General features: G+C 50.6%; 21 protein-coding genes, 2 tRNA genes and 1 pseudogene. 18 read left to right on the top strand and 6 right to left on the bottom strand.

Annotated elements, in window-relative coordinates:
- Positions 1–45: 45 nt before the first annotated feature.
- The 5 genes from ftsH to ACIPUG_RS09315 all read left to right on the top strand — a co-directional run bounded on the left by ftsH (position 46) and on the right by ACIPUG_RS09315 (position 4,975).
- Positions 46–1,986, top strand: a complete 1,941-nt coding sequence (gene ftsH / locus ACIPUG_RS09335; RefSeq protein ID WP_010283045.1) for an ATP-dependent zinc metalloprotease FtsH — start codon at positions 46–48, stop codon at positions 1,984–1,986.
- Positions 1,987–2,103: 117 nt separating this feature from the next.
- On the top strand, positions 2,104–2,937 hold the full coding sequence (gene folP / locus ACIPUG_RS09330) for a dihydropteroate synthase (RefSeq protein ID WP_104212551.1): 834 nt from the start codon (positions 2,104–2,106) through the stop codon (positions 2,935–2,937).
- A gap of 7 nt (positions 2,938–2,944) precedes the next feature.
- A complete protein-coding gene (gene glmM, locus ACIPUG_RS09325; RefSeq protein ID WP_010302570.1) occupies positions 2,945–4,282 on the top strand; it encodes a phosphoglucosamine mutase in 1,338 nt (445 codons plus the stop codon).
- A 249-nt stretch (positions 4,283–4,531) separates the two neighbouring features.
- A complete protein-coding gene (gene secG / locus ACIPUG_RS09320; RefSeq protein ID WP_014914113.1) occupies positions 4,532–4,864 on the top strand; it encodes a preprotein translocase subunit SecG in 333 nt (110 codons plus the stop codon).
- Positions 4,865–4,888: 24 nt separating this feature from the next.
- Positions 4,889–4,975 (top strand) — tRNA-Leu (locus tag ACIPUG_RS09315).
- A gap of 403 nt (positions 4,976–5,378) precedes the next feature.
- On the opposite strand, the gene ACIPUG_RS09310 is transcribed toward ACIPUG_RS09315, so the two are convergent.
- The 4 genes and pseudogenes from ACIPUG_RS09310 to ACIPUG_RS09295 form a co-directional block, all read right to left on the bottom strand.
- The gene (locus ACIPUG_RS09310; RefSeq protein ID WP_400338232.1) at positions 5,379–5,765 is read right to left on the bottom strand and encodes a hypothetical protein; all 387 of its coding nucleotides are present in this window, start codon (positions 5,763–5,765) and stop codon (positions 5,379–5,381) included.
- A 157-nt stretch (positions 5,766–5,922) separates the two neighbouring features.
- Positions 5,923–6,558 (bottom strand): hypothetical protein, encoded by a 636-nt coding sequence (locus ACIPUG_RS09305; RefSeq protein ID WP_400338230.1) that lies wholly within the window; start codon positions 6,556–6,558, stop codon positions 5,923–5,925.
- Between the two features lie 331 nt (positions 6,559–6,889).
- A pseudogene (locus tag ACIPUG_RS09300) lies at positions 6,890–7,309 on the bottom strand (lysozyme).
- Entirely contained in the window at positions 7,302–7,529 is a 228-nt protein-coding gene (locus tag ACIPUG_RS09295; RefSeq protein WP_051906054.1) for a DUF2589 domain-containing protein, read from the bottom strand. Before ACIPUG_RS09295 ends, ACIPUG_RS09300 begins: the two are co-directional and overlap by 8 nt.
- Before the next feature lie 522 nt (positions 7,530–8,051).
- Between ACIPUG_RS09295 and ACIPUG_RS09290 the strand changes: the two genes are divergently transcribed.
- The 13 genes from ACIPUG_RS09290 to ACIPUG_RS09230 all read left to right on the top strand — a co-directional run bounded on the left by ACIPUG_RS09290 (position 8,052) and on the right by ACIPUG_RS09230 (position 21,269).
- Positions 8,052–8,471: a hypothetical protein gene (locus ACIPUG_RS09290; RefSeq protein ID WP_400338228.1), complete on the top strand. Its 420-nt coding sequence runs from the start codon at positions 8,052–8,054 to the stop codon at positions 8,469–8,471.
- A gap of 32 nt (positions 8,472–8,503) precedes the next feature.
- Positions 8,504–8,662 carry a LuxR C-terminal-related transcriptional regulator gene (locus tag ACIPUG_RS09285; protein ID WP_338108240.1) on the top strand — a complete coding sequence of 53 codons (159 nt, stop codon included), beginning with the start codon at positions 8,504–8,506 and terminating at the stop codon, positions 8,660–8,662.
- 307 nt (positions 8,663–8,969) lie between these two features.
- Positions 8,970–9,046, top strand: a tRNA-Met gene (locus ACIPUG_RS09280).
- Between the two features lie 218 nt (positions 9,047–9,264).
- Positions 9,265–9,717 (top strand): ribosome maturation factor RimP, encoded by a 453-nt coding sequence (rimP, locus tag ACIPUG_RS09275; RefSeq protein ID WP_010279686.1) that lies wholly within the window; start codon positions 9,265–9,267, stop codon positions 9,715–9,717.
- Between the two features lie 21 nt (positions 9,718–9,738).
- Positions 9,739–11,268: a transcription termination factor NusA gene (nusA, locus tag ACIPUG_RS09270; protein ID WP_010279687.1), complete on the top strand. Its 1,530-nt coding sequence runs from the start codon at positions 9,739–9,741 to the stop codon at positions 11,266–11,268.
- Positions 11,269–11,293: 25 nt separating this feature from the next.
- Positions 11,294–13,993 (top strand): translation initiation factor IF-2, encoded by a 2,700-nt coding sequence (gene infB, locus ACIPUG_RS09265; RefSeq protein WP_010300008.1) that lies wholly within the window; start codon positions 11,294–11,296, stop codon positions 13,991–13,993.
- 74 nt (positions 13,994–14,067) lie between these two features.
- Positions 14,068–14,466 (top strand): 30S ribosome-binding factor RbfA, encoded by a 399-nt coding sequence (gene rbfA / locus ACIPUG_RS09260; protein WP_010279693.1) that lies wholly within the window; start codon positions 14,068–14,070, stop codon positions 14,464–14,466.
- Positions 14,466–15,410 (top strand): tRNA pseudouridine(55) synthase TruB, encoded by a 945-nt coding sequence (truB, locus tag ACIPUG_RS09255; protein WP_052902307.1) that lies wholly within the window; start codon positions 14,466–14,468, stop codon positions 15,408–15,410. Before rbfA ends, truB begins: the two co-directional genes overlap by 1 nt.
- Positions 15,411–15,531: 121 nt before the next feature.
- A complete protein-coding gene (gene rpsO, locus ACIPUG_RS09250) occupies positions 15,532–15,801 on the top strand; it encodes a 30S ribosomal protein S15 (RefSeq protein WP_010279698.1) in 270 nt (89 codons plus the stop codon).
- Positions 15,802–16,050: 249 nt separating this feature from the next.
- The gene (pnp, locus tag ACIPUG_RS09245; protein WP_039462341.1) at positions 16,051–18,171 is read left to right on the top strand and encodes a polyribonucleotide nucleotidyltransferase; all 2,121 of its coding nucleotides are present in this window, start codon (positions 16,051–16,053) and stop codon (positions 18,169–18,171) included.
- Between the two features lie 140 nt (positions 18,172–18,311).
- Positions 18,312–19,196: a lipoprotein NlpI gene (gene nlpI, locus ACIPUG_RS09240; RefSeq protein ID WP_010279700.1), complete on the top strand. Its 885-nt coding sequence runs from the start codon at positions 18,312–18,314 to the stop codon at positions 19,194–19,196.
- Between the two features lie 104 nt (positions 19,197–19,300).
- The gene (gene yrbN, locus ACIPUG_RS09235; protein WP_099606227.1) at positions 19,301–19,378 is read left to right on the top strand and encodes a protein YrbN; all 78 of its coding nucleotides are present in this window, start codon (positions 19,301–19,303) and stop codon (positions 19,376–19,378) included.
- Positions 19,371–21,269 carry a DEAD/DEAH family ATP-dependent RNA helicase gene (locus ACIPUG_RS09230; protein ID WP_014914132.1) on the top strand — a complete coding sequence of 633 codons (1,899 nt, stop codon included), beginning with the start codon at positions 19,371–19,373 and terminating at the stop codon, positions 21,267–21,269. The genes yrbN and ACIPUG_RS09230 overlap by 8 nt, the downstream gene beginning before the upstream one ends.
- An 87-nt stretch (positions 21,270–21,356) precedes the next feature.
- Here ACIPUG_RS09230 and ACIPUG_RS09225 read toward each other — a convergent pair whose 3' ends face one another.
- Positions 21,357–22,364, bottom strand: coding sequence for a luciferase-like monooxygenase (locus tag ACIPUG_RS09225; protein WP_400338225.1), 1,008 nt, complete (start codon positions 22,362–22,364; stop codon positions 21,357–21,359).
- Positions 22,365–22,529: 165 nt separating this feature from the next.
- Positions 22,530–23,408: a U32 family peptidase gene (locus ACIPUG_RS09220; RefSeq protein ID WP_277517664.1), complete on the bottom strand. Its 879-nt coding sequence runs from the start codon at positions 23,406–23,408 to the stop codon at positions 22,530–22,532.
- Positions 23,409–23,418: the final 10 nt, after the last annotated feature.

The following is a 23,418-nucleotide window of genomic DNA, read 5'->3' as shown; positions in this document are numbered from 1 at the left end:
TGTTTTTTAACACAGTTGTAATATGAGGTTAATCCCTTGAGTGACATGGCGAAAAACCTAATTCTCTGGTTAGTCATCGCAGTGGTGCTGATGTCTGTTTTCCAGAGCTTTGGGCCCAGCGAGTCGAATGGCCGTAGGGTGGATTATTCAACCTTCTTGACCGAAGTGAATCAGGATCAGGTCCGTGAAGCACGTATTAACGGGCGTGAGATCAGTGTTATCAAAAAAGACAGCAACAGATACACGACTTACATTCCTGTCAATGACCCCAAGCTACTGGATAACCTGCTAACGAAGAACGTGAAAGTCGTTGGTGAGCCGCCGGAAGAACCGAGCTTGCTGGCTTCTATCTTTATTTCTTGGTTCCCGATGCTGCTACTGATTGGCGTCTGGATCTTCTTCATGCGTCAAATGCAAGGCGGCGGCGGTAAAGGCGCTATGTCCTTCGGCAAGAGCAAAGCGCGCATGCTGACTGAAGATCAGATCAAGACGACGTTTGCTGATGTAGCGGGTTGTGACGAAGCGAAGGAAGAGGTTAGCGAACTGGTCGAGTACCTGCGCGAACCTAGCCGTTTCCAGAAACTGGGCGGTAAAATCCCGAAAGGTATTCTTATGGTCGGCCCACCGGGAACCGGTAAAACGCTGCTGGCAAAAGCAATTGCCGGTGAAGCGAAAGTGCCTTTCTTTACGATTTCCGGTTCTGACTTCGTTGAAATGTTTGTCGGTGTCGGTGCTTCTCGTGTCCGTGACATGTTCGAACAGGCGAAGAAAGCCGCACCTTGTATCATCTTTATCGATGAAATCGACGCCGTTGGCCGTCAGCGTGGCGCAGGTTTAGGCGGTGGTCACGATGAACGTGAACAAACGCTGAACCAGATGCTGGTTGAGATGGACGGCTTTGAAGGCAACGAGGGCATTATTGTCATCGCCGCAACCAACCGTCCTGATGTTCTTGACCCAGCGTTGCTGCGTCCAGGTCGTTTTGACCGTCAGGTTGTGGTTGGCCTGCCAGATGTTCGCGGTCGTGAGCAGATTCTGAAAGTTCACATGCGCCGCGTACCGCTGTCTCCAGATATCGATGCGTCAGTGATTGCACGTGGTACGCCAGGCTTCTCTGGTGCGGATTTGGCTAACCTGGTTAACGAAGCCGCATTGTTCTCCGCTCGTGGCAACAAACGCGTTGTTTCGATGGTCGAGTTCGAGAAAGCGAAAGACAAAATCATGATGGGTGCAGAGCGCCGTTCCATGGTAATGACTGAGAAGCAGAAAGAATCGACGGCGTATCATGAAGCGGGACACGCCATCATTGGTCGCCTGGTACCAGAACACGATCCGGTTCATAAAGTGACGATCATTCCGCGTGGTCGTGCGCTGGGTGTGACATTCTTCCTGCCTGAAGGCGATGCGATCAGCGCCAGCCGTCAGAAACTGGAAAGCCAGATCTCTACGCTGTACGGTGGTCGACTGGCCGAAGAAATTATTTATGGCGTGGAACATGTTTCTACGGGCGCGTCCAACGACATCAAAGTGGCAACCTCGATTGCTCGTAACATGGTGACGCAGTGGGGCTTCTCTGAAAAACTCGGTCCATTGCTCTATGCGGAAGAAGACGGTGAGGTATTCCTCGGTCGTTCCGTGGCAAAAGCCAAGCATATGTCAGATGAAACCGCGCGTATTATCGATCAGGAAGTAAAATCGCTGATTGAACGTAACTATGTGCGTGCTCGTGAACTGTTGATGGCAAACATGGATATTCTTCACTCAATGAAAGATGCGTTGATGAAGTATGAAACCATTGATGCGCCGCAGATCGATGACCTGATGGGACGTAAGAAAGAAGTACGTCCGCCAGCAGGTTGGGAAGAGTCTCGTTCTGACAACGATTCTGGTAACGGTGGCGGTACACCTAAAGCCCCTACGCCAGTGGATGAGCCGCAGACGCCTAATCCTGGTAATACGATGTCTGAGCAAGTGGACGACAAATAATCCGCCTGCGATTCACATCTGTAACTTACGAAACCCCAGCTCAGGCTGGGGTTTTTTACTGGGAGTGTTCTTCGAACCACATTTCATGCTAACTACACCAGACTGCGGAGGTAAATCATGCAACTGGTCGCCAGAGACTCAACGCTGGATCTTTCCTGCCCACACATCATGGGCATTCTTAACGTCACGCCGGACTCTTTTTCCGATGGTGGTAAACACAACAAGCTCGATGCGGCATTACTGCACGTTCAGGAGATGGTTAACGCTGGTGCGACCCTGATTGATATTGGCGGTGAATCGACGCGTCCCGGTGCGGCTGAAGTGAGCACGGAAGAAGAGTTGTACCGTGTGGTACCCGTAGTTGAAGCCATTGCTAAACGCTTTGACGTATGGATCTCGGTCGATACCTCAAAGCCGGAAGTGATGACAGCATCGGCGCAGGCGGGAGCACATCTGATTAATGATATTCGCGCTTTGCAAGAGCCCGGAGCTCTGGAAGCGGCGGCGGCAACAGGTTTGCCAGTATGCCTGATGCATATGCAGGGTATGCCGAGAACTATGCAGCACAAACCGCATTATGATGACCTGATGCAGGACATTGGCGATTTCTTGCAGCAGCAGATTGATCGCTGTGTGAGCGCCAATATTCCGAAAAGTAAGCTATTGCTGGATCCTGGGTTCGGATTCGGTAAGAATCTTGCCCATAACTATGCGCTTCTGGCTCGTCTGAGCGAGTTACATCGTTTTGAACTGCCTCTTCTGGTTGGCATGTCGAGGAAATCCATGATTGGACAGATCCTCAATGTGCCGCCCGCGCAGCGGGTTCACGGCAGCATCGCCTGCGCAGTGATTGCGGCGATGCAGGGAGCACAGATTATTCGCGTGCACGATGTTAAAGAAACGGCTGATGCCATGCGCATTGTTGAGGCCACCCTTTCTGCGAAGGAATAAAAACGAGATGAGTAACCGCAAATATTTTGGTACCGATGGCGTACGTGGCAAGGTTGGCGATACGCCGATTACCCCTGATTTTGTGCTTAAACTGGGTTGGGCCGCTGGGAAAGTTCTCGCGCGGCATGGTTCTCGTAAGATTATCATCGGCAAAGATACCCGTATTTCTGGCTATATGCTGGAGTCTGCGCTGGAAGCCGGACTGGCAGCTGCGGGTTTGTCGGCCTCTTTTACCGGCCCGATGCCGACGCCTGCGGTTGCTTATCTGACCCGTACTTTCCGTGCTGAAGCGGGTATCGTGATTTCTGCTTCTCACAACCCGTATTACGACAACGGTATTAAATTCTTCTCCATTGACGGCACCAAGCTGCCGGATGACGTAGAAGAAGCGATCGAGGCTGAGCTGGAAAAACCGCTGACGTGTGTTGAGTCTGCTGAATTAGGCAAAGCCAGCCGCATTGTTGACGCTGCTGGACGCTACATCGAATTTTGTAAGGGAACGTTCCCGAGCGAACTGAGCCTTAACGGTTTAAAGATTGTCGTCGATTGTGCCAATGGCGCTACCTATCATATCGCCCCTAGCGTATTGCGCGAGCTTGGCGCTAAAGTCATCGCCATTGGCTGTGAGCCTGATGGGATGAACATCAATGAAGAATGCGGGGCGACGGACGTCAGACAGCTACAGGCGCGCGTACTGGCTGAAAAAGCGGACGTTGGGCTGGCGTTTGACGGCGATGGCGATCGGCTCATCATGGTCGACCATTTAGGCAACAAGGTTGATGGTGACCAGATCCTGTATATCATCGCTCGCGAAGGTTTACGCCAGGGGCAACTACGTGGCGGCGCAGTGGGCACGTTGATGAGTAACATGGGGCTTGAGGTGGCGTTAAAGCAGCTGGGTATCCCGTTTGCTCGTGCCAAAGTGGGCGACCGCTATGTATTAGAAATGATGCAGGCAAAAGGGTGGCGCATCGGGGCAGAAAACTCCGGTCATGTGATCCTGCTGGATAAAACCACGACGGGCGACGGTGTGATTGCCGGTTTGCAAGTCCTTACCGCGATAGTGAAAAACCATATGAGCCTGCATGATTTATGCAGCGGTATGAAGCTGTTTCCACAGATTCTGGTCAATGTGCGGTTTACAGGCGAACACGATCCGCTTGAAGACAAAAACGTGCAGCAGATTACGCAGGATGTGGAAAAAGAATTGGCCGGACGCGGGCGGGTATTGCTGCGTAAATCCGGTACTGAGCCACTCATTCGCGTTATGGTTGAGGGTGAACACGAAGAGACGGTCATCGCGTTGGCGAATCGTATTGCCGATGCAGTAAAAGCCGCTGGCTGAGGGCGTTTTTGATTCGCCAATCAGGGAGATAAGGCTTTCGATAGGTCTCTTGCGTCGAAAGCCGCTGTTTTTTTCTGCAATCAACCTGTGGTGACCAAATTACCCTTGCGTACGCTACATCCTTTGGTTAGTATTCAGACCCGCTTGATAAGGGATGTTCTACATCCTACTTCGCGGAATGACACGCGGTTTACCGCCAGAATATAGCATCTCCATGAATCATGGGGAAAACGGTTAACGGGTACGACTATGTACGAAGCTCTATTAGTGATTTTCCTGTTAGTATCGATCGGGCTGGTTGCCTTGATCATGCTGCAGCAGGGTAAAGGTGCTGATATGGGAGCGTCGTTCGGAGCAGGTGCTTCTGCCACTTTGTTCGGTTCGAGCGGCTCTGGTAATTTCATGACCCGCATGACGGCGATACTGGCGACCCTGTTCTTCATTATCAGTCTCATTCTGGGCAACTTAAGTTCGCTGCAGAAAAGAGGCGGTGCATGGGATAACCTGAGCCAGCCAGAAAAAGCCGAGCAGACGACAACGCCTGCTGCGCCTTCAACGCCGGCGAGTGACATTCCGAAGTAAGCGTTTTAAAGCAGTAATTGTGATGCCGTGGTGGTGGAATTGGTAGACACGCTACCTTGAGGTGGTAGTGCCCGATTGGGCTTACGGGTTCAAGTCCCGTCCTCGGTACCAACATAAAAAATAGACGTCAATCGACGTCTATTTTTTTGTCTTTAATTTACTGTCTCAGCGCCTTACAGGCGCACCAGCTGCTTGCCAAAGTGTTTGCTGTCTAATAAGTCGATAAAGGCTTGAGGCGCATTCTCTATTCCCTCAATAATGTTCTCTCGATATTTTAACTGCCCTTTCTCCATGGCATCCTGCCTGTTTACCTAACTGACCGACGACGGAACCTACGCCCCCTGATGCGGCGGAAACCACCTGCATCTCTCCCGCTTTGGGTTTGGCAATTTTGTTCATGCCAAAATAAGCGGAACGTCCCGGTGTGCCTACCACGCCGAGAAAAATAGAGGGTGACAGAGCCGTTGGCGGCAGGCGATGCGTAATAAAATCCTGAGGTACACAGGGGAGTGTCTTAAGCGCTGGCGTGGCTTGTTCCGCCAATGTTTGTATGACCGGACGCCCCTTGATGCTGTAAATGGTAAAAAATAATCACGGTTGAAATTGCGCCGCTGACCGACAAAAAGACGCTCTCTTGATGGATATCAAACAGGATGACGCCTTCCAGATAAAGGTAGTGGCTAAGCCCCGATACCAGGATGAGAGCAATGATTGGCAGGTAACCTTGCCAGCGGCTGATGAGTTGCAGTATACCGGAATAGATCGCTGTTATTAACAGCGCGACGCCAGCCCCCCATTGTAAAAATGCGATGTTATACATAACGACCGGTATGATGATGGTCAGAAGCGCATCGCGCGATACCAGATATCGCCAAACGGTTAACGACGGGGGATGGCCCATGTTTTCTCCTCACTAACGTCATAAAATCGCCGTTCTGCGTTCGAAACCGCAGACGGCGAATGTGTTATTGCCATACTTTTTTGAGCTGTTCGGCTATGCGGGAAATGTGCGGTGCGTTCATCATTGAGATATGATCGCCGGACGGTCGGCAGTACCGTCAGACAACCTGAAGTGAGGCGACGCCACCCCAGTCCTGACTCTGGCAGGCGGATACGACCGGGTAAAATATCTTCTGCCTCGACGACCAGCACATCACCTGAGTAGCGCTCGCCACGGTAAGCGTCCGTCGCATAGATATGGGCTTGCAGGATATTGATAAAGTCCTGAAATTCTCCAGGCCCAATCGACTCAGGAACCAGTCCCACACGTTTATCTCGCGGTGGTTGTTCCAACGCTGGCTAAACGACAGGAAATTCTCGCCCGTGTTGGCATTACCCGGCTCGGTGATAAACGGCGCGTAGGGAACCCGCGTGGTGCAGCGCTGTTTGATGGCGTCAATCGATTGTGGTGTGAGGTCAGCCGTTGGAGCGCCGTGGCCTATGCTTCCGAACGCGTGTTCTTGCCATGCCAGCTCAAGCACGCCCCGAGTCTTGAAGCTGAACTTATAGCCTTTCCCCTCTGGCGTGGTGAATAGCCTCATCTGACGCGGCCAGGCATCGGTAGCCTGTTTTATTTCCGATGCAGCATCCAGAATATCGTTGTTCTCTCGATAGCTGAAGAAATTTGCCAGCAGCGTAACCAGCCCTACGCTAATAGCGCCAACCAGATAGCCTAATCCAATTGCGTTCTCCATTTTACTAATATTAACGTGCAGCAATTCGGCGATAATCCCTACCAGTGAAGTGAGAAGGCAGTTGAAATGCTGATGATGATAATGATTAATGCGGCAATGAATTGGTCATAATTATTCAGCTTCTGCGGTCGCCAAAAAAAGAAATACTGAGGCCGCCGAATAGTCCTGCAACTGATGCAAAAATATCACTGAACAGTGATGTCATAAATGATAGGGAGTTGTGAATTATCCATAATATATCCACGATGATTTACTCTGTAAAATAGCGTTTTTTAACTTCTGTTGACTATTAATTTAGTGTGATGGCTTGTAGGGAAAGGGCTTTCTCTGCTTATCTACGACGAAGGAGTCCTTCCACGACTTGCTCACCATCTTTGTCCCAGCGTGGAAATTGATCGGCGCGTCAGCATAGTCACCTTGGTTAAGCAGGCGCAATAATGTCGACGTCTTCAGGCTATTGACTCCCAGGTTGTAGGTAAATGCATGTTAATGCACCAAATTGATTTCCGTTGAGGTCAACGTTCACATAATGCTGAACACCCGCTTCCGCTGTTTTTAATTCCTACCGTAACAATAAATCCGCTTCCTGGAGGGTAATTAAATTATCAAAGTTTTCATTCGGCAGTATTAAATGTCCATATCCAATCGTCAATTTACCTGCTGTGTCGCGATATTTTGTTAATTTCAGACCTCCAAAACTCTTAATCAGAGAGAGACCCGCTTCATTGAACGTGTCTGGAATATTAGCCATTATTTTTTTCCTCTTGTGTTATTCGGGGAAGAACGAGATTGGTGTATTCATCAATTAACCGCATAATGCTTTCTGGAGGATCCAGCGTAGTGAATTGCATTTCTATATCGACGTGCTGATTATTTCTGCCTTTTTTGTTTTTGCCTGAAGGCGACATGCTGACGTGAAAATTAGTGATGTTATGATCGTCTAAAGATGAGGTGATTTTTCCCTTGGGCATTATCACCCTTGTCTGTTTTTTTATTTTCCCCCGTTATCCAGTTCTTAAACGACATACGTTCTCCTTATCTTATTCTTCAGAGAATAGACATGAATAGCCTGGGGTTAAATAAATTATAATTTGAGAAAACGTTAACAGCTAATAAGGGTGGTGCGTATCCGTCATTGTGTTAGATATATAATGTAATATGACATGGAAATTTCCCTCTCTTTTATTTTTCCTGTTTTAAATTGGCAATAAATATTTTTGTGTGTTTTGTGTGTTTTGTGTGTTTTGTGTGTTTTGTGTGTTTATGAAATCATTACGCCGTTAGGTCTTATTTTGAGATGATGTTTCATTGCTAAGAGTATTCCTCTTTGGGGCGGCTTTCTGAAATTATCATGTCAGTATGCGCGAATAAATATGGCTCAGTCTATAAGGTAGACGGCATATGCCAAATGGCGTGACATCATATCTTTCAAGATAGGCTAAAACTTCTTAGAGGGCATTTTTAATAAAATAAAGGTAAATGGAGATTGCATAGTGAATGTTGTTATTATTGACAAGCCCCTTGTTTTCATTCAAGGGTTATCTGTTGGGCTGAATGATTTTATGCACGATGCCAATATTGTTGGTGTAAAAGATATTGACGATGTATGGCCTTTCCTTGAGGTGATGAACAACACTTTTATTTTACTCAATTGTAATAAAGAAGGTGGCGAGTACAGTTTTTTCCTTGAAGCACTGCATGAAAAATATATTAACGTCAGTGTGATTATTATGGTTTATGCGATTGAAAGACATATTTTGAATAATTATCTGAAAAAACATGTGATGAGCGTCATTCTTAAAACATCGCCAGTTGATTCTATTGCTCAGGCATTAAAAACGGTGTCGATGGGTATGGTCTGTTTGCCGGATGATGGGGTGATTTATGAGGGGGGAGTGTCGATAACAGTGTAAAAGGCAAACTCAGTGAAAGGCAGCATGAGGTTCTGCAACTGATTGCGTCAGGGGCTTCTAATAAACAAATCAGTCGAACATTAAACATCAGTGCAGGCACCGTGAAGTCACACCTGGAGTCGATTTTCAGGCGGCTTAATGTGCGTAACAGAACACAAGCTGCGATCGTACTATTAGAAGAACGAAGATAAGTTTTATCCTATTATATATTCAGTTATTGTTTTATTTTTAAGCATCAGGGAATCCCCCACAGCGTCGCGTCTTTCAGCTATTTCTGGCGTCCGTGCCTTTTTGCAACGGTTGGCTCGCTTTGCAGCTAGCGTGACGACACAAGATCTGCTCCCTAGTAGAATGCCCATCATCGCGATGGCCGCTTCTACGTCCTTTATGATTCTTGACAAAAAAGCGTATTACACGTATAAAAATCGCCTTCGAACCAATCCTATGGATGACTTGCATTTATGCAGTTGTCAGCGTAGTATTTGCCACGATTTCGGACGCGGGGTGGAGCAGCTTGGTAGCTCGTCGGGCTCATAACCCGAAGGTCGTCGGTTCAAATCCGGCCCCCGCAACCACTTAACTTCCAGTAAAGTGTTTTTTCAAATACGTTCTTCACTCAATTTCTATCTCTTTTTGCAGTGATTTTTGAAAAAATCCTTCACCGAAAGTTATGCCGCGCTGGTTAGCGGTATTAGGGTCCAGTTGCATAAAGCCCCGATCTTTCGGGGTTTTTTGTTATTTGGCAACAAACAACTGGGCTATTAGGCCCTTTTTTTATGTCTTGGGGGTGGACTTGTCCACATTAGAGCAAAAATTAACAGAGATGATTTCAGCACCCGTTGCCGCGTTAGGCTACGAATTGGTTGGGATTGAGTTCATCCGCAGTCGCCAATCGACGCTGCGTATCTATATTGATAGTGAAGATGGGATCACTGTTGATGATTGTGCTGATGTCAGCCACCAGGTCAGTGCAGTATTGGACGTAGAAGATCCAATCACCGTCGCCTATAACCTGGAGGTGTCGTCTCCAGGGCTTGAGCGTCCCTTATTCACGGCAGCACATTATCTGCATTTCGTCGGTGAAGAGGTCACAGTGGTGCTGCGTATGGCAGTCCAGAATCGCCGTAAATGGTTGGGTGTGATCAAAGCTGTTGACGGCGAAATGATCACCATAACAGTGGAAGGCAAAGATGAAGTATTCGCGCTGAGCAACATTCAGAAAGCGAATCTTGTACCCCACTTTTAAAGTTTGGATGAGGCAACTAGGATGAACAAAGAGATTCTGGCTGTTGTTGAAGCAGTTTCCAATGAGAAAGCCCTCCCGCGCGAGAAGATTTTTGAAGCGCTGGAAACCGCACTGGCGACAGCGACCAAGAAAAAATATGAGCAGGAAATTGATGTCCGCGTCAGTATCGATCGCAAAACGGGCGATTTTGATACCTTCCGTCGTTGGTTAGTGGTGAATGAAGTCACTCAGCCAACCCGCGAAATTACGCTTGAAGCGGCACAGTTTGAAGATCCTGCTCTTGATGTCGGCGGTTACGTTGAAGATCAAATCGAATCCGTAACGTTTGACCGCATTACGACGCAAACGGCAAAACAGGTTATCGTACAGAAAGTTCGTGAAGCAGAACGTGCGATGGTTGTTGATCAGTTCCGTGAGCAAGAAGGCGAGATTATCACCGGTGTCGTGAAGAAGGTGAACCGTGATAATATTTCGCTTGAAGTCAGACCAATCGATGGCTCTAACACCAGTGCAGAAGCGGTAATTGGCCGTGAAGATATGCTGCCTCGTGAAAATTTCCGCCCTGGCGACCGTATTCGTGGCGTGCTGTACTCCGTTCGTCCTGAAGCTCGCGGTGCTCAACTGTTTGTCAGCCGTTCCCGTCCGGAAATGCTGGTTGAACTCTTCCGCATTGAAGTGCCAGAAATCGGCGAAGAAGTTATCGAGATTAAGGCAGCGGCCCGCGATCCGGGTTCACGTGCAAAAATTGCAGTGAAGACGAATGACAAACGTATCGATCCCGTCGGTGCTTGCGTCGGTATGCGCGGTGCGCGTGTGCAGGCTGTTTCCAGCGAGCTGGGCGGCGAGCGTATTGATATCATTCTGTGGGATGATAATCCTGCGCAGTTTGTCATCAATGCCATGGCACCTGCCGATGTGGTATCGATCGTGGTTGATGAAGATACCTGCACGATGGATATCGCTGTTGAGTCGAGCAATCTGGCTCAGGCGATTGGTCGAAACGGGCAGAACGTACGTTTGGCTTCCCAACTGTTGAAACAGCATCGTTCAGACGATCGTTGGGAACTGAACGTGATGACAGTGGAAGATCTTCAAGCCAAGCATCAGGCTGAAGCACATGCTGCAATCGACGTCTTTACCAAGCACCTTGATATTGATGACGAGTTTGCCACCGTGCTGGTTGAAGAAGGTTTCTCCTCCCTTGAAGAACTGGCTTACGTGCCAATCAAGGAACTGTTGGCCATTGAAGGCCTTGATGAAGAAACCGTTGAAGCATTGCGTGAGCGGGCGAAAGCCGCATTAACAACGCTGGCACTGGCGCATGAAGAAAGCCGAGGTGACGGTCAACCTGCTGAAGACTTGCTTGGCTTGCCTGGGCTGTCGCGTGAGTTGGCATTCAAGCTTGCTGCGATCGGTGTTTGTACGCTGGAAGATCTTGCTGAACAGGGTGTTGACGACCTGACAGATATTGAAGAGCTCAATGATGAGCAAGCGGGCGAATTGATTATGGCCGCACGTAATATCTGTTGGTTTGGCGACGACAACGAATAACGAACTGTAGCAGGAAAGGAACAGCATGACAGATGTAACCGTAAAATCGTTGGCCGCAGAGATTCAGACTCCGGTTGACCGCCTGATACAGCAGTTTGCTGATGCGGGAATGACCAAGTCTGCATCAGACTCTGTGACCCAGCATGAAAAAGAAACGTTATTGGCGCATCTGAACCGCGATCGCGGTAATGCGCCGAGTAAATTGACGCTGCAACGCAAAACGCGCAGCACGTTAAATGTCCCTAGCACTGGCGGCAAAAGTAAGTCGGTGCAGATCGAAGTCCGCAAGACACGCACTTATGTAAAACGCGATCCGATTGATGCCCAACAGGCTGAAGAGGAAGAGCAGGCACGGCGTGAAGCGGAAGAACAGGCACAACGTGCCGCTGAAGAGCAGGCTAAACGCGAGGCCGATCTGCGCGAAGCTGCTGAGAAAGCGAAGCGTGCTGCCGACGAGCAAGCCAAACGTGAGGCCGCTGAAAAAGCTAAGCGTGATGTAGCGGAAAAAGAAAAAGTGACGAACCAACAAAACGAAAATATGACCAAGCCGGCTCAGTCTGAGAAAGCGAAACGTGAAGCGGAAGCTGCCGAACTTAAGCGTAAAGCAGAAGAAACTGCACGCCTTAAGGTTGAAGAAGAAGCGCGTCGTATTGCTGAAGAAGCTCGCCGTATGGCTGAAGAAAATGCCGGGCGTTGGGAAGCGGAAAGCGCTAAACCTGAAGAATCTGCCGATTATCATGTGACGACCTCTCATCATGCCCGCGAAGCGGAAGATGAAAACGACCGTCAGGTTGAAGGTGAGCGCCGTACCCGTACTCGCGCAGCCAAAGTCACCAAGCAGAAGAAAGGTAATCGCCAGTCTGAGTCCAAGGCTGACCGTGAAGAAGCGCGTGCTGTTACCCGTGGTGGTAAAGGTAAACGTAAGCCAAGTACACTGCAGCAGAGCTTCAATAAACCCGCTCAGGCAGTGAACCGCGATGTGATCATCGGCGAAACAGTTACCGTTGCTGAACTGGCTAACAAAATGGCGGTTAAAGGCTCTCAGGTCATCAAAACGATGATGAAACTGGGTGCAATGGCAACCATCAACCAGGTCATCGACCAGGAAACCGCGCAACTCGTCGCGGAAGAGATGGGCCATAAAGTTATCCTGCGTCGTGAAAACGAGCTGGAAGAAGCGGTAATGAGCGACCGTGATACGGGTGTTGCGGCTGAATCCCGCGCGCCAGTCGTGACCATCATGGGCCACGTTGACCACGGTAAAACCTCACTGCTTGACTATATTCGTTCAACCAAGGTAGCAGCAGGTGAAGCGGGTGGGATTACCCAGCATATCGGTGCTTACCACGTTGAAACCGACAACGGTATGATCACGTTCCTGGATACGCCGGGACACGCCGCGTTTACCGCAATGCGTGCTCGTGGTGCTCAGGCAACGGATATCGTGGTACTGGTTGTCGCTGCGGATGATGGCGTGATGCCTCAGACCATCGAAGCTATCCAGCATGCGAAAGCAGCTCAGGTTCCGGTTGTTGTTGCCGTCAACAAAATCGATAAACCTGACTCTGATCCAGATCGTGTGAAAACGGAACTGTCTCAGTACGGCATCATGCCGGAAGAGTGGGGTGGTGAATCTCAGTTTGTTCACGTATCTGCTAAAGCCGGTACCGGTATCGACGAACTGCTGGATGCGATTCTGTTGCAGGCCGAAGTTCTGGAACTGAAAGCGGTCCGTAGCGGCATGGCGAACGGTGTCGTGATCGAATCCTTCCTGGATAAAGGTCGTGGCCCGGTTGCAACCGTACTGGTTCGTGAAGGTACGCTGAATAAAGGCGATATCGTTCTGTGCGGCTTCGAATATGGCCGTGTTCGTGCGATGCGTGATGAATTAGGCCGTGAAATCACGTCCGCAGGTCCTTCTATTCCGGTAGAAATTCTTGGTATGTCCGGTGTGCCTGCTGCAGGTGACGAAGCGACGGTTGTTCGTGACGAGAAGAAAGCGCGTGAAGTTGCCTTGTATCGTCAGGGTAAATTCCGTGAAGTTAAACTGGCTCGTCAGCAGAAATCTAAACTGGAAAACATGTTTGCCAACATGACAGAAGGTGAAGTTTCTGAGCTGAACATCGTTCTGAAATCTGACGTTCAGGGTTCTTGTGAAGCGATTTCCGATTCACTGCAGAAACTGTCTACTGATGAAGTGAAAGTGAAGATCGTCGGTTCCGGTGTGGGCGGTATCACAGAAACGGACGCCACGCTGGCAGCGGCATCGAATGCGATTATCCTTGGCTTTAACGTTCGTGCAGATGCATCAGCTCGCCGCGTCGTTGAAGCGGAAAGTCTGGATCTGCGTTATTACTCCGTCATCTATGATTTGATCGACGAAGTGAAACAGGCGATGAGCGGTATGTTGGCGCCTGAATATAAGCAAGAGATCATCGGTCTGGCCGAAGTGCGTGACGTCTTTAAATCACCGAAATTTGGCGCTATCGCCGGTTGTATGGTGACGGAAGGTATCGTTAAGCGTCACAACAAGATCCGTGTACTGCGTGACAACGTGGTGATCTATGAAGGCGAGCTGGAATCTCTGCGCCGCTTCAAAGATGACGTTAACGAAGTCCGTAACGGCATGGAATGTGGTATCGGCGTGAAGAACTACAACGACGTTCGCCCTGGCGATATGATCGAAGTCTTTGAAACGATTGAGATCAAACGTACGATCGCGTAATCCGTTTTCAGCGACGACGTAAGTGATTCGTAAGGGGGGCCTAGTGCCCCCCGATTTTTACTGGAGAATTTATCATGGCAAAAGAATTCAGCCGCACCCAGCGCGTTGCGCAGGAAATGCAAAAAGAAATCGCCATTATCATTCAGCGTGAAGTGAAAGATCCGCGTATCGGCATGGCGACCGTATCCGGTGTGGAAGTGTCCCGCGATCTGGCGTATGCCAAGGTTTTTGTGACCTTCCTGAATGATAACGAACCAGAGCAAGTTCAAACGGCAATCAAAGCACTGCAGGATGCGTCTGGTTTTATCCGTACCCTGGTTGGCAAAGCGATGCGCCTGCGTGTTGTCCCGGCACTGACATTTTCCTACGACAACTCGTTGGTTGAAGGGATGAGAATGTCCAATCTGGTGACCAATGTGATCAAAAACGATACGGAACGTCGTTCTGTTACGGGCGAAGATCAGGAGGATTAATGAGTCGTCCTCGTCGCCGTGGCCGTGATATACACGGCGTATTGCTATTAGATAAGCCGCAGGGCGTGTCGTCTAATGATGTTTTGCAGAAGGTAAAACGGATTTTTAACGCCAACAGAGCGGGCCATACGGGGGCGTTGGATCCATTAGCCACCGGTATGTTGCCGATTTGTCTTGGGGAAGCGACGAAATTTTCCCAGTATCTGCTGGATTCTGATAAACGCTACCGTGTTATTGCCCGACTTGGGCAACGGACTGACACTTCTGATGCCGATGGCAACGTGATTGAAGAGCGTGCGATTGGTTTTTCTGCTACCGATCTGGAGCAGGCGCTGGAAGGTTTTCGTGGTACCACGCAGCAAGTGCCGTCCATGTACTCGGCGCTGAAGTATCAGGGGCGTAAACTGTATGAGTATGCGCGTCAGGGTCTGACGGTTCCACGTGAAGCGCGTGAAATCACCGTGTACGAACTGCAGTTCATTCGCTGGGAAGGTGATGAGCTAGAGCTGGAGATTCACTGTTCGAAAGGCACGTACATCCGTACCATTATTGACGATCTGGGCGAAAAGTTGGGCTGTGGCGCGCATGTGATTTACCTGCGTCGTTTACAGGTTGCCACCTATCCTACCGAAAGAATGGTGACGCTGGAGCAGCTAGCGGCTTTGGCCGAGCAGGCTCAAACACAAGAGCTCCCACTTTCGCAGAGTCTCGATCCGCTGCTTATGCCGATGGAAAGCCCAGTCATTGATTTTCCTGAGGTGAATCTGACGCCGGTTGTCGCGGGTTATTTGAAGCTGGGGCAAGCGGTTCAGGCAGCGAATGTGCCCTCGAACGGCATGGTGAGAATCACCGAAGGTGACGAACACAAATTTATCGGAATGGGCGAAATCGATAGCGATGGCCGTGTTGCGCCACGTCGTCTGGTTGTTGAGTTTCCGGTGTAAACCCGCCTGTTGCTGCCTTGCTATCGCAGAACGCTGAGGGTAGAATAGCGCGGCTTGACTATTGGGTGGCTGAATTAGAGATCGGCGCCTGTTTTTTATCTATAATGTTTGGAGTATTACAATGTCTCTAAGTGTTGAAGCTAAAGCTAAAATCGTAGCAGACTTCGGTCGTGGCACTAACGATAGTGGTTCTACTGAAGTTCAGGTTGCTTTGCTGACTGCGCAGATCAACCATCTGCAAGGCCACTTTTCTGAGCACAAAAAAGATCACCACAGCCGTCGTGGTCTGCTGCGTATGGTTTCTCAGCGTCGTAAGCTGCTGGACTACCTGAAGCGTAAAGATGTAGCACGTTACACCAGCCTGATCGAGCGTCTGGGTCTGCGTCGCTAAGTCTTCTGAGTTTCAGTGGGAAGGGGCCTCTTTTGGCCCCTTTCTTCTAGGAAGCGTTAGCAAAACAGAGTAGTGTATTGTTGTTAATATGATCTTTCATTACAGAGGTTCGCGCGGCTAATGAGAGGCTTTATCTGCATAAGCAAGATAAGGGTTGTCATTAGTCGTGAGGATGTAGTGTAAAGGTCGGGAGTTCACTGGCGCGTTTATCTTGAATACGTGTAGCGCGCCCCAGCTAAGGATATTATTTTGCTGAATCCGATCGTCCGTAAGTTCCAATATGGTCAGCATACCGTCACGTTAGAGACCGGTATGATGGCACGCCAGGCTACCGCCGCTGTGATGGTAAGCATGGATGACACCGCAGTATTCGTTACTGTGGTCGGCGCGAAAAACGCCAAACCCGGCCAAAGTTTCTTCCCATTAACGGTTAACTATCAGGAGCGTACTTACGCTGCTGGGCGTTTCCCTGGTGGTTTTTTCCGTCGTGAAGGCCGTCCAAGTGAAGGCGAAACGCTGATTTCTCGCTTGATCGACCGCCCAATCCGCCCTCTGTTCCCAGAAGGTTTCCTGAATGAAGTTCAGGTGATTGCGACCGTCGTTTCTGTTAACCCACAGGTTAGCCCTGACATCGTTGCCATGATTGGTGCCTCTGCGGCGTTGAGCCTGTCTGGTATTCCATTCAGCGGCCCTATCGGCGCTGCGCGCGTCGGCTACCTGAACGATCAGTATGTCCTGAACCCAACGATGGATGAGCTGAAAGAAAGCCGTCTGGATCTGGTGGTTGCAGGTACGGAAGGCGCGGTTCTGATGGTGGAATCCGAAGCCGACATTCTGAGTGAAGATCAGATGCTGGGTGCTGTGGTGTTTGGTCACGAGCAACAGCAGATCGTTATCCAGAACATTAACGCTCTGGTTGCTGAAGCAGGCAAACCGAAGTGGGAATGGCATGCGCCAGAAGTTAACGTTTCTTTAGAGCAGCGTGTACAGGCTTTGTCTGAAGCACGTCTGGGTGACGCTTACCGCATCACTGAAAAACAAGAGCGTTATGCACAAGTTGACGTCATCAAAGCTGATGTTGCTGCTGCTCTGCAAGCCGAAGACGAAACGCTGAATGCGGGCGATATCCAGGAAATTCTGGGTAACGTTGAGAAAAATGTCGTACGTAGCCGCGTGCTGGCTGGCGAACCGCGTATCGATGGCCGTGAAAAAGACATGATTCGTGGTCTGGATGTGCGTACTGGCGTACTGCCGCGTACCCACGGTTCTGCACTGTTCACCCGTGGTGAAACGCAGGCGTTGGTCACTGCAACGTTGGGGACTGAGCGTGATGCGCAGAATATTGACGAACTGACCGGTGAACGTACCGATCGCTTCCTGCTGCACTACAACTTCCCTCCGTACTCTGTTGGTGAAACCGGTATGGTCGGTTCGCCTAAGCGTCGTGAGATCGGTCACGGTCGTCTGGCTAAGCGTGGCGTGTTGGCAGTTATGCCGAAGGCGAACGAATTCCCGTACACCGTGCGTGTGGTGTCTGAAATCACGGAATCCAACGGTTCTTCTTCCATGGCGTCTGTCTGCGGTGCTTCTCTGGCACTGATGGATGCGGGCGTGCCAATCAAATCAGCCGTTGCGGGTATCGCGATGGGTCTGGTTAAAGAAGGCGACAATTTTGTTGTTCTGTCTGACATTCTGGGTGACGAAGACCACCTGGGCGATATGGACTTCAAAGTGGCTGGTAGCCGTGAAGGTATCACCGCGCTGCAGATGGATATCAAGATCGAAGGGATTACCCGTGAGATCATGCAGGTTGCTTTGAATCAGGCCAAAGGTGCTCGTTTGCACATTCTGGGCGTGATGGAGCAGGCGATCAGCACACCACGTGGCGATATCTCTGAATTCGCACCGCGTATTCACACCATCAAGATCAGTACCGATAAGATTAAAGATGTAATCGGTAAAGGTGGTTCTGTGATTCGTGCGCTGACGGAAGAAACAGGTACGACTATTGAAATTGAAGACGATGGTACTGTGAAGATCGCTTCAACCGACGGCGAAAAAGCGAAACACGCGATTCGTCGTATTGAAGAGATCACTGCCGAAATCGAAGTCGGCCGCGTGTATCAGGGTAAAGTTACCCGCATCGTTGATTTTGGTGCTTTCGTCGCTATTGGCGGCGGCAAAGAAGGCCTGGTGCATATTTCTCAGATCGCCGATAAGCGCGTAGAGAAAGTGACTGACTACCTGCAAATGGGTCAGGAAGTGCCGGTCAAGGTTCTGGAAGTTGATCGCCAGGGCCGCGTGCGCTTAAGCATCAAAGAAGCAACTGCGCAAACTCAGGAAGCGGCAGCCCCGTCTTCTGAGGAATAACGACTGTTAGATAACGGTCTTATGGCACCTTGCCTGATTATCATGGCAAGGTGCTGCGTGTATCGTAAGGGAATGGATGACCTTGCGTTGAGCGGTCCGGGACAGGATGTTCATCCAATGTTTGTCTTCGGGAGTGGGAAATGAAGCCTTTCTTGCGCTGGTGTTATGTTGCAACAGCACTCATGCTGGCAGGATGCAGCAACACGGATTGGCGTAAAGACGCAGTATTGGCGATTCCGTTACAGCCTACTTTGCAGCAGGAAGTGATCCTGGCACGCATGGAACAAATCCTTGCAAGCCGGGCATTAACCGATGATGAGCGAGCACAGCTATTATATGAGCGCGGAGTGCTGTATGATAGTCTCGGGTTACGGGCATTGGCGCGGAATGATTTTTCACAAGCGCTGACGATCCGCCCTGATATTCCAGAAGTTTTTAACTATTTGGGTATCTATTTAACGCAGGCAGGCAATTTTGATGCTGCCTATGAAGCGTTTGATTCTGTACTAGAGCTTGATCCAACTTACAATTACGCGCGTTTAAACCGGGGCATCGCTTTGTATTATGGCGGTCGCTACCTGTTAGCGCAGGATGATCTGCTGGCGTTTTATCGAGACGATCCGAATGATCCTTTCCGTTCGTTGTGGCTGTATCTTGTGGAGCGAGAAATCAATCCAGAGACGGCCAAAATTGCGTTGAAGAAACGCTATGACGACGCCAAGAAAGGGCCTTGGGGATGGAATATTGTCGAATTCTATCTGGGCAGTATCAGTGAAAAAACACTGATGCAGCGTTTACAGGTAGAAGCTACGGATAACACTTCGCTCGCTGAGCATCTCAGTGAAACTGACTTCTATTTAGGTAAGCACTACCTAAGTCTGGGGGACAAGAACACCGCTTTGGCGCTGTTCAAGCTGACGGTTGCCAACAACGTTCATAACTTTGTTGAGCACCGCTATGCATTGTTGGAATTGGCGCTATTAGGCCAAGAGCAAGACGACCTATCAGGATCGGACCAGCAATAGCTGACGAACACTTAATCAGCCTGAAAAACTTCGGTTATCACCTTCACGGGTGAGGGCTTTTTTGTTCGCTTTTTAATCCAATTTGAGCCGGTTCACACTTTTCAATGAAAATGACTGAAAATTTTCACGACGAGTTATGTAGACTGGCCGCCATGTTTAATGAGGCACGTGTACATGACTGATTTAGTAACTTCTTTTGCCGATTTGGGGCTGAACACCTCTATCCTTAATGCCCTGACTGATTTGGGCTATGAAAAACCGTCTCCGATTCAGGCGGAATGTATTCCTCACCTGCTGAACGGTCGCGATGTGCTGGGTATGGCACAGACCGGTAGCGGTAAAACTGCAGCATTCTCTCTGCCATTACTGAACAATCTGAAACCTGAACTTAAAGCACCACAGATTCTGGTGCTGGCACCGACCCGCGAGCTGGCGGTGCAGGTAGCAGAGGCCTGCAATGATTTCTCCAAACATATGCACGGCGTGAATGTCGTTGCACTGTACGGCGGCCAGCGCTATGACGTGCAACTGCGCGCTTTGCGTGGTGGTGCACAGATCGTTGTGGGTACGCCAGGCCGTCTGCTGGATCACCTGAAACGCGGTACGTTGGATCTGTCCAACCTGAGTGGTTTGGTGCTGGACGAAGCTGATGAAATGCTGCGTATGGGCTTCATCGAAGATGTTGAAAACATCATGGCTCAGATCCCTGCTGAACATCAGACAGCGCTGTTCTCTGCGACCATGCCTGAAGCGATTCGCCGCATTACGCGCCGTTTCATGAAAGATCCACAAGAAGTTCGGATTCAATCAAGCATTACTACGCGCCCAGACATCAGCCAGAGCTACTGGACGGTGCAGGGTATGCGTAAAAATGAAGCGCTGGTACGTTTCCTGGAAGCGGAAGATTTTGATGCGGCGATTATTTTCGTTCGTACCAAAAACGCGACGCTGGAAGTGGCCGAAGCCCTGGAGCGTAGCGGTTACAACAGCGCCGCGCTGAACGGTGACATGAATCAGGCGCTGCGTGAACAAACGCTGGAGCGTCTGAAAGATGGTCGTCTGGATATCCTGATCGCGACCGACGTTGCGGCGCGTGGTCTGGACGTTGAGCGTATCAGTCTGGTAGTGAACTACGATATCCCGATGGATGCCGAGTCTTACGTCCACCGTATTGGTCGTACCGGTCGTGCAGGTCGTGCGGGCCGCGCTCTGCTGTTCGTCGAAAACCGTGAACGCCGCCTGCTGCGCAATGTTGAACGCACAATGAAGCTGACCATTCCTGAAGTGGAATTGCCAAATGCAGAATTGCTGGGTCAACGCCGTCTGGCTAAATTCGCCGCTAAAGTACAGCAACAGCTGGAAAGCAGCGATCTGGACATGTACCGTGCACTGCTGACAAAACTGCAACCGCAGGAAGAGCTGGATGTCGAAACGCTGGCTGCTGCGCTGCTGAAAATGGCGCAGGGCGAACGTCCTCTGATTCTGCCACCCGATCCGGTATTCCGTCCTCGTCGCGAATTCCGCGATCGTGATGAGTCTCGCAGTGATTCACGTGGCGATCGTCGTCGTGATCCTCGCGATTCTCGTGACAGCCGTGACGGTGACCGTCCACAACGTCGTGAGCGTCGTGATGCTGGCGAGATGGAACTGTATCGCATTGAAGTGGGTCGTGATGACGGCGTTGAAGTTCGCCACATTGTTGGTGCCATCGCCAACGAAGGTGATATCAGCAGCCGCTACATCGGTAACATCAAGCTGTTCGCGTCTCACTCGACGATTGAACTGCCGAAAGGTATGCCGGGCGACCTGTTATCACATTTCACCCGTACGCGTATTCTGAACAAACCAATGAATATGCAGTTGATGGGTGATGCAGTTGCACAGCCAGAACGTCGTGGCGGTGGTCGTCCTGGTGGCGAACGTCGTGATGGCGCAGCACCACGTCGCTCTTTCGGCGGTGGTGAACGCCGTGAAGGTAACGGTAACGGCGGTGAGCGTCGTGAGCGTTCTTTCAACCGTGATAACCGTGACGGCGCTTCACGCGCTCCACGTCGTCGTCCTGCTGACGCATAAGCTACGATTTTTTAAAAATCTACTGCAATACAAAACGACCCGTTCAGGGTCGTTTTTTTTGGTCACAACAAACTCACTCATTCGTTATTACAGCGTCTGGCGTATATCCATTGCGATTTCAAACGATCGCAGTCGCGCCTGATGATCAAAGATTTGACCGTTGATCATCACTTCATCCGCCTGTGTTTCACGTAAAAGGCTCTGCAATCCGTGACGGACTTTCGCGCTATCGCCAACAATCGACAGGCGTAATGCTTGATCCGCGCCAAACTGCTCGGCAGGTGAGCCGACCGTGTCGATGTTTTCTACCGGCGTGGGCAGCGGGCCTGGCGTACCACGGCGCAGATTGATGAACTGCTGCTGCATCGAGGTGAAGAGGAAACGCGCGTCCCGATCGCTATCGGCCGCCACCACATTGACGCAAACCATCGCGTAGGGCTTGGCGTGAGTGGCAGAAGGGACAAAGTTTTCACGGTAGAGGCGGAATGCTTCCAGCAACATATCGGGCGCGAAATGCGCGGCGAAGGCAAAAGGTAAACCCAGTCTCGCGGCTAACTGTGCGCTATACAGGCTCGATCCCAATAGCCAGATCGGAACGTGTAAGCCTTGTCCCGGGACGGCTTGCACTCCCTGACCCGGCTGTGCATCGGCGAAATAGCGTTGCAATTCCTGCACATCGCGTGGGAAATCTTCGATATCGGCATTGAGGTGACGACGCAGCGCCATCATGGTGCGCTGATCGGTGCCGGGCGCACGGCCTAATCCCAAATCGATACGGCCGGGATACAGTGATTCCAGCGTACCAAATTGCTCGGCGATGACGAGCGGTGAGTGGTTCGGTAGCATCACGCCGCCGGAACCGAGACGAATGCGCTGTGTTCCCGAAGCAAGATAGCCGAGAAGCACGGAAGTTGCCGCGCTGGCGATACCCGTCATGCTGTGGTGTTCCGCCAGCCAATAACGATGATAGCCCCATTTTTCTGTATGCTGCGCCAGATCCAGCGAGCGATGGAAGGCGTCACGTGCTGTCGCACCTTGCGGAATCGGCGCAAGATCGAGGACGGAAAACACGGTGGGTTGAGAAGACGTAGACATAATATGGCTCACTTTGTTGTTCACTGACTCCACCCATTCGGTGGATGCTAACGCCGTCAGTCAATGATGAAAGTCAGATCAGTATGCGGGAATGTCGCGGTTATACGTAGTTCAAAGGTGCGCTTAGGAAGGAAAGGGCGGCTGGCCGCCCTGAAAGGAAATGCGTTATTGAACGAGTTCAAGGCCAGCGACGCGACGCCAGTAACCGTTGCAATCCGCCTGATTTTCCAGCGTTAATGGCGCATTGCCTTGTTCGTTAGCGCGGAATTTATCCAGCATCGCCGGCGTGCTGATATCGTTCGGGGACAGCCGGACGATATCGACCAGATCCTGCATTGACGTCAGTTCGTTGCCGAGGTTGTAGCAATAGCCGCTTTGCGTCTGAATGCCGTTGAGGACAAACACCTGCTGGTTCTCCTGCGACAGCATTTTTCTGCCTTGTGGATAGCTGAGACAGCAGGTTTCGCATTCATCCTTCGGCCGATCTTCTGAACGAGCAGTAAAGCAGCGGGCGGAATAGGCTAGCGGTAAATGACCATAGCTGAGTACTTCCACTTCAAATTGATGGCGAAAGCCAAGCTCGTCACACTGATTCAGCAAGTTTTGCAGCCAGTCTCGGGAAAGCTCAACTGGCATGCACCAGCGCACCATGCCTTGTTTATGCAGGACTCGCAGGGTGTACGCGTTGTAGCAGTTGAGCGCGTGTCCGGCGACAAACGGCAGATTGCGTTCGGCGGCGATGTTAACTGCGCCCAGATCGTTCGCTTCCAGCAAGAACTCGCCGTTCTCCACATAGCGTTTTAGCTCGGTAAGCTCAGACGGCGCTTGTAAGAGCGCAAGCGTAGAGATCACCACCTGCTTTCCGCTGTTGGCGACCTCACGAGCAACGGTGAACCAGTCTGCCACCTTCATCAGGCGGCGCTTGCTACACACCGTTTCACCGAGATAAATGATATCGGCGCTGCTGTTCACCGCGGCCTGATAAAACGCCTCAACATCCTCTTTAGGCCAATAGTAGAGAATATTCCCTAATGCGTATTTCATGTGTTCTCCT

It is taken from the genome of Pectobacterium sp. CHL-2024 (genome assembly GCF_044751765.1).
Classification (GTDB): domain Bacteria; phylum Pseudomonadota; class Gammaproteobacteria; order Enterobacterales; family Enterobacteriaceae; genus Pectobacterium; species Pectobacterium brasiliense.
This window is presented reverse-complemented; position numbering and strand designations above follow the sequence as displayed.